This window comes from Pseudomonas sp. GM80, assembly GCF_000282515.1.
In the GTDB taxonomy this organism is placed as follows: domain Bacteria; phylum Pseudomonadota; class Gammaproteobacteria; order Pseudomonadales; family Pseudomonadaceae; genus Aquipseudomonas.
In genome coordinates, this window is record NZ_AKJD01000187.1 from 1 (window position 1) to 6,578 (window position 6,578).

General features: G+C 59.3%; 7 protein-coding genes and 1 pseudogene. 1 reads left to right on the forward strand and 7 read right to left on the reverse strand.

Annotation, left to right across the window (positions count from 1 at the left end):
- Positions 1 to 25: 25 nt before the first annotated feature.
- The 7 genes and pseudogenes from PMI37_RS25280 to coaBC form a co-directional block, all read right to left on the reverse strand.
- Complete coding sequence (locus tag PMI37_RS25280; RefSeq protein ID WP_008086457.1) at positions 26 to 409, reverse strand: hypothetical protein; 384 nt, start codon at positions 407 to 409, stop codon at positions 26 to 28.
- A complete protein-coding gene (locus tag PMI37_RS25285; protein ID WP_008086459.1) occupies positions 396 to 968 on the reverse strand; it encodes a hypothetical protein in 573 nt (190 codons plus the stop codon). Before PMI37_RS25285 ends, PMI37_RS25280 begins: the two co-directional genes overlap by 14 nt.
- Before the next feature lie 18 nt (positions 969 to 986).
- Entirely contained in the window at positions 987 to 1,238 is a 252-nt protein-coding gene (locus tag PMI37_RS25290) for a hypothetical protein (RefSeq protein ID WP_008086460.1), read from the reverse strand.
- A 208-nt stretch (positions 1,239 to 1,446) separates the two neighbouring features.
- Positions 1,447 to 2,352 carry an acetylglutamate kinase gene (gene argB / locus PMI37_RS25295; protein ID WP_003229488.1) on the reverse strand — a complete coding sequence of 302 codons (906 nt, stop codon included), beginning with the start codon at positions 2,350 to 2,352 and terminating at the stop codon, positions 1,447 to 1,449.
- A gap of 17 nt (positions 2,353 to 2,369) precedes the next feature.
- Positions 2,370 to 3,746: pseudogene (locus PMI37_RS25300) on the reverse strand (phosphomannomutase/phosphoglucomutase); the annotation flags it as partial.
- Between the two features lie 316 nt (positions 3,747 to 4,062).
- Positions 4,063 to 4,518 (reverse strand): dUTP diphosphatase, encoded by a 456-nt coding sequence (gene dut / locus PMI37_RS25305; protein ID WP_008086463.1) that lies wholly within the window; start codon positions 4,516 to 4,518, stop codon positions 4,063 to 4,065.
- A gap of 5 nt (positions 4,519 to 4,523) precedes the next feature.
- On the reverse strand, positions 4,524 to 5,732 hold the full coding sequence (coaBC, locus tag PMI37_RS25310) for a bifunctional phosphopantothenoylcysteine decarboxylase/phosphopantothenate--cysteine ligase CoaBC (protein ID WP_008086465.1): 1,209 nt from the start codon (positions 5,730 to 5,732) through the stop codon (positions 4,524 to 4,526).
- Between the two features lie 135 nt (positions 5,733 to 5,867).
- Between coaBC and radC the strand changes: the two genes are divergently transcribed.
- Positions 5,868 to 6,542 (forward strand): RadC family protein, encoded by a 675-nt coding sequence (gene radC, locus PMI37_RS25315; protein WP_008086466.1) that lies wholly within the window; start codon positions 5,868 to 5,870, stop codon positions 6,540 to 6,542.
- Positions 6,543 to 6,578: the final 36 nt, after the last annotated feature.

The following is a 6,578-nucleotide window of genomic DNA, read 5'->3' on the forward strand; positions in this document are numbered from 1 at the left end:
TCGGCAGCTCCTACAGGGTTTCGGTTTAACGAAGGTTTCGCCATTTTCTGAGCAGTTTCACGGTTAATCCCGTGTTGATCAGTGCAAACGCCAGCAACGCCAGTACGACCATCACGTACAACGTGCGATCCACATCAAAATCCCACAGATCCAGCGTGCTGCTGCGAATAATCCCCACCGCAGCCGGCAGGTTGACGTAAAACAGCGCCATAAACGCGCACGTCAACGGCAGCGCCCGCCCGTAAACAGCCTCCCGAACCTTGTCCCTGCTGCGTTTTCTGTTCAGCGGCCCCGACTGGTATTCATCAAGCGCCAACGCCTCACTGAGGGCCGGCCAAGCCAGATTGAACATGAACGTGGTCAGGGTCAGCAGCAAGCCACTGACCGCGACGATGTCACTGAACGGCATTGAGCCCCAGCGTCGTGCAGAGCAAGTCGTGGGAATCCTCACTGATCTCGAACTGCCCGGCGCTGCCCTTGCGTTTGGTGATGGGTTTGAAGGTTGGCTCGTTCTGGGTGATGAGCATGTTCAGCTCATCGCGAATCACGTCCGAGCTGATCACCACCAGATACACGGTCTGCGCATGTTCAGCCGTCTCGATCACCGCGCGCATGCTGTGCTGCAGGATGTCGTCGAGCTGATTGCGAAAACGCGACACGGTGTTCTTCAGCAAGGTTTTGCTTTGACTCTGCGTCAGCTGGAAGATCGTCGAGATCTGCGACTCGGTCGGCAGTGTCTGCCCGAAGTAGCTTTGAATCAGATAAAGCAGACGATCCTGCTTGGCCTCGTCAGCGCGGCTGGGCATCCCGCCCTCGACCAGCATTTTCAGGTATTCGGTCAGGCTGGCCTTGGCGATACGCTGCAAGGCGTGGGCGATTTCTGCGTCGCCGATGCGCAAGGTTTTCTTGACCGGTTCCTTTTGTTCCAGCTCGAAAGCGTCGGCATCGATCGTGAACGAGATCTGCATGGCTCAGGCGCTCCGGAGTTATTTTTTGTTCGAGGGCGTGATGACCTCGGCGCTTTTGATGTCGGCAGGCTTTTCCGGATAAGGGTCTTTGATCGCATCACCTTGGCCGGTGAGGATTTTCCAGCCATTCAACGCATGTGCTGTTTTGCGAAATTGCGGGCACGGTGGCATCGAGGTTTTGGCTTGATTGGAATACTGATGGCCGCAATCGACGCACTCGTAAGTGCCAGGGGAAACATCGCTGCCGTAAGGGACGTAATCTTTTTGCATGGGTAAATCTCCGGTGGATGAAGGGAAGATCCTAGGGAGATTTGTTCGGAGGGAATGTCGGACGTTTCGCTGAGTTATGTCGGACGTTTCTTGCGCGCATAAAAAAGATCGCAGACTTCGTCAGCTCCTACAGAAATTTCATACAAACGAAATTCGCTTATGTAGGAGCTGCCGCAGGCTGCGATCTTTTGCTTTCAGCAATTACCGATCAAGGACGCTTGCGATTACTAATCAACGTACCCACACCAGTATCAGTGAAGATTTCCAGCAGGATCGCGTTCGGCACACGACCGTCGATGATCAACGAACTACCGACGCCGCCCTGAACCGCTTCCAGCGCGCAACGGATCTTCGGCAGCATGCCACCGTAGATGGTGCCGTCGGCGATCAGATCGTCGACCTGCTGGGTGCTAAGGCCAGTCAACACGGTACCCGACTTGTCCATCAGGCCGGCAATGTTGGTCAGCAGCATCAGCTTCTCGGCTTTCAACGCTTCGGCCACTTTGCCAGCGACCAGGTCGGCGTTGATGTTGTACGACTCGCCGTTCTCACCCACGCCAATCGGCGCGATGACCGGGATGAAGTTGCCTTTGACCAGCAGGTTCAGCAGTTCGGTATTGATCCCGACCACTTCGCCGACCTGACCGATGTCGATGATTTCCGGTTGAGTCATCTCCGGTGTCTGGCGGGTCACGGTGAGCTTCTTCGCACGGATCAGCCCGGCGTCTTTACCGGTCAGACCAATGGCGCTGCCACCGTGACGGTTGATCAGGTTGACGATGCTTTTGTTGACCTGACCGCCCAAAACCATTTCGACCACGTCCATGGTCGCCGCGTCGGTGACGCGCATGCCGTCGACGAAGTGGCTTTCGATCGACAGGCGCTTGAGCAGATCACCGATCTGCGGGCCGCCACCGTGCACGACCACCGGGTTGATGCCGACGGCTTTCATCAAGACGATGTCGCGGGCGAAGCCGGTTTTCAGCTCCTCGCTTTCCATCGCGTTGCCGCCGTATTTGATCACCAGGGTCTTGCCGACATAGCGTCGGATGTAAGGCAACGCTTCGGACAGGACCTGGGCGGTATGGGCGGCGGCTTCGCGTTCGAGGGTCATTCAGGGCTCCGGGTGGATCAGAACGGTAGTTGGAGATCAGGTGCAACGCGTTTCAGTTGGGCGTGGAACACATCCTTGATGCGTTGCAATTCAGCCTCGTCATCGGCCTCGAAGCGCAGCACCAGCACCGGCGTGGTGTTGGATGCGCGCACCAGGCCCCAGCCTTTGGCGTAATCGACTCGCACGCCGTCAATGGTGGTCAGGTCAGCGCCTGCGCCCCACTGTGCGTCGTGCAGAGCATCAATGATGCTGAATTTGCTCTCTTCGGTCACATGGATATTGATTTCCGGCGTAGAAATATCGTTCGGGAAGGTCGCAAACAGCTCTTCCGCGGTGGATTTTTCCTTGCTGAGGATCTCCAGCAGCCGTGCGGCACTGTAGATACCGTCGTCGAAACCGAACCAGCGCTCCTTGAAGAAAATGTGCCCGCTCATTTCGCCGGCCAATAGCGCGCCGGATTGTTTCATTTTCTTTTTGATCAACGAATGACCGGTCTTCCACATTAGCGGACGACCACCGTATTCCTTGATCAGCGGCACCAGGCGACGGGTGCATTTGACGTCGAAAATGATCTCGGCGTCCGGGTTGCGCGCGACCACGTCACGGGCGAACAGCATCAGCAGACGATCCGGGTAGACGATGCTGCCGGTATTGGTCACCACGCCGACACGGTCGCCGTCGCCGTCGAACGCCAGGCCGATGTCGGCGTTGGTTTCCTTGACCTTGGCGATCAAGTCGACGAGGTTTTCAGGCTTGCCCGGATCCGGGTGATGGTTCGGGAAGTTGCCGTCGACTTCGCAGAACAGCGGGATGACTTCGCAGTTCAGCGCTTCGATCAGCTGCGGGGCGATCACGCCGGCCGCGCCGTTGCCGCAGTCGACCACGACTTTCATGCGCCGCGCCAGTTTGATGTCCTGGACGATTTCGGTGTTATAGCGGTCGAGGATCTCGACTTGGGTGACGCTGCCGGTGCCGCTGCTCAAGTTGTTGGTCTTGAGGCGCTCGTGCAGGGCCTGGATCTGTTCGTTGGCGAGGGTGTCGCCGGCGATGACGATCTTGAAACCGTTGTAGTTCGACGGGTTGTGGCTGCCGGTGAGCATCACTCCGGATTTGCCGGCCAGCACGTTGGCGGCGTAGTACAGCGCCGGCGTCGGCACCAGGCCAACGTCGCTGACGTGGCAGCCGCTCTCGGCGATACCGCGGATCAGCTCGGCAACCAGCTCCGGGCCGGACAAGCGGCCGTCACGACCGACGGACACATTCGGCTCGCCTTGCGCCAGGCTCTGCGAACCGATGGCGCGGCCGATCCAGTAAGCGGTTTCGGCATTGAGGAATTCCGGCACGGTGCCGCGAATGTCATAGGCGCGGAAAATGCTGTCGGGCAGCTTCGGGGCGATCTTGGCTGGGGTGCTCATCTACGGAAATGCTCCATCTCGAAAGTGGCGGGACAGACCGACGAATCGTTCGACGGCAGGCTCAAACTGAAGGGTATGACGGCGTTTTCCACAGAGAGTTCGTGGTATGAAAGGGCCATGACGCCTCGGCTGGCGTGGCTTTCGGCCGGCAAAACCTTGATTTACGGTGTTAAACCTATCAGCTGATCTGCCTGAAATTTTCCCCTGTAGGAGCTGCCGAAGGCTGCGATCTTTTGATTTTGTTTTTGAAGAATCAAGATCAAAAGATCGCAGCCTGCGGCAGCTCCTACATGGCTTATTTGGTGCCGGTGTGGCCGAAACCGCCGGTGCCGCGTTCGGTTTCGACGAACTCTTCAACCATTTCGAAGTGCGCCTGCACCACCGGTACCAGCACCAGTTGCGCCAGACGTTCGCCGACGGTCATGGTGAAATCGCTCTGGCCACGGTTCCAGCACGACACCATCAGCGGGCCCTGGTAATCGGAGTCAATCAGGCCGACGAGGTTGCCCAGCACGATGCCGTGCTTATGGCCCATGCCCGAGCGCGGCAGGATCAGCGCGGCGAGGTTCGGGTCGCCGATGTAAACCGACAGACCGGTGGGGATCAGCACGGTTTCACCCGGCTTGATCACGATGTCCTGTTCCAGCATGGCGCGCAGGTCGAGGCCGGCGGAGCCCGGAGTGGCGTATTGCGGCAGCGGGAAATCGGTGCCGATGCGTGGGTCGAGGATCTTGGCTTGCAAAGCGTGCATGTAAATTAAACCTGGTTCAGACGTTCGGCGATAAAAGTGACCAGTTGGCGAGCAATCTTGCTCTTGCTGGTCTGGGCGAAAACCGTGGCGTGCAGCGCACGGTCAATCACGCTGCAGGCGTTTTCTTCGCTGTTGAAACCGATGCTCGGGTTGGCGACGTCGTTGGCGACGATCAAATCGAGATTCTTATCCTTCAGCTTGCGTGCAGCGTAGTCGAGCAGGTGTTCGGTCTCGGCGGCAAAGCCGACACTGAATGGACGGTCGGGACGGGTCGCGATGGTGGCCAGAATGTCTGGGTTGCGCACCATTTGCAGGACGAAGCCATCACCGCTCGTAGGATCTTTCTTGAGTTTTTGCGGGGCAACGACTTCCGGACGGTAGTCCGCAACCGCTGCCGAGGAAATGAACACGTCACACGGGATCGCGGCTTCGCAAGCCGCGAGCATGTCGCGGGCGCTGACCACGTCGATACGCGTGACGCGATCCGGCGTCGGCAGGTGCACCGGGCCGCTGATCAGCGTGACGCGGGCGCCGGCTTCAACCGCTGCTTCGGCGAGGGCAAAGCCCATTTTTCCGGAGCTGTGGTTGGTGATGTAGCGCACCGGATCGATGTTTTCCTGAGTCGGGCCGGCGGTAATGACGACGTGTTTGCCGGTCAGTGCCTGGCGCTGGAAGCAGTCTGCCGCGCACTGTGCGAGGTCAGTGGCTTCCATCATCCGGCCCATGCCGACGTCGCCGCAGGCCTGACTGCCCGAGGCCGGGCCGAAGGTCTTCAGGCCACGGCTTTCAAGGAGTTGCAGGTTGGCCTGGGTCGCCGGATCGCGCCACATCGCCTGATTCATGGCCGGCGCGACAGCGACGACAGCGTCAGTGGCGAGTACCAGCGTGGTCAGCAAATCATTGGCAATGCCTTGCGCCAGACGCGCGAGCAGGTCGGCGGTGGCCGGGGCGATCAGCACCAGATCGGCCCACTTGGCCAGCTCGATGTGGCCCATCGCGGCTTCGGCGGCCGGGTCGAGCAAGTCGAGGTGCACCGGGTGGCCGGACAGCGCCTGCATGGTCAGCGGGGTGATGAATTCGGCGCCGCCGTGGGTCATGACCACGCGCACTTCGGCGCCCTGATCGATCAGGCGACGAACCAGATCGGCGCTCTTGTAGGCCGCGATGCCGCCGCCGACGCCCAGAACGATGCGTTTCCGATACAGCCGCTGCATAGGTCTGCCTTTCATTTCGTGGGTGACATACGTGGCGAAACCCCCTCCCCAGGGTGAATCCGCCCGCAAAAAAGATGGGCTAAGATATCACAGCGACCGCTACGGAGCAGCGGCGCCCACAGACAGGGAAGTGCTATGAGTATTCGTGATTGGCCTGCGGCGGAACGCCCGCGGGAGAAGCTGCTGGAACAGGGTTCGGGAAGCCTTTCCGACGCTGAATTACTGGCAATTTTTTTGCGCACCGGGGTCTCTGGCAAAAGCGCGGTGGATCTGGCGCGACATCTGTTGAACCAATTCGGCAGCCTGCGGGTTTTGCTTGAAGCCGATCTGGCAGCGTTCAGTGAACAATTGGGCCTCGGCCCGGCGAAATATGCCCAACTGCAGGCGGTGCTGGAAATGGCTCGGCGGCATCTGGCCGAGCGCATGCGCAAGAAGCCGGCGCTGGAGAATCCGCAAGTCGTGCGCGATTACCTTAAAGCGATGCTTCGGCATGAGCCCCATGAGGTATTTGGCTGTCTGTTTCTCGACTCAAAGCATCAAGTACTGAATTTCGAGGCGCTGTTTCGCGGTTCGATCGACAACACCAGCGTGCATCCCCGAGAAGTCGTAAAGCGCGCTTTGGCCAATAACGCCGCCGCCGTGATCCTCTGCCACAACCATCCGTCGGGCAGCACTGATCCCAGTCAGGCGGATCGATTGCTGACCAAGCGTTTGCAAAAGGCGCTGGAGCTGATTGATGTACGGGTGCTCGATCACTTCATCATCGGTGACGGCGAGCCGCTGTCGATGGCGGAGTGCGGCTGGATGTGATGCAGGGCAAAGCGCGAACCCTGTAGGAGCCAGCTT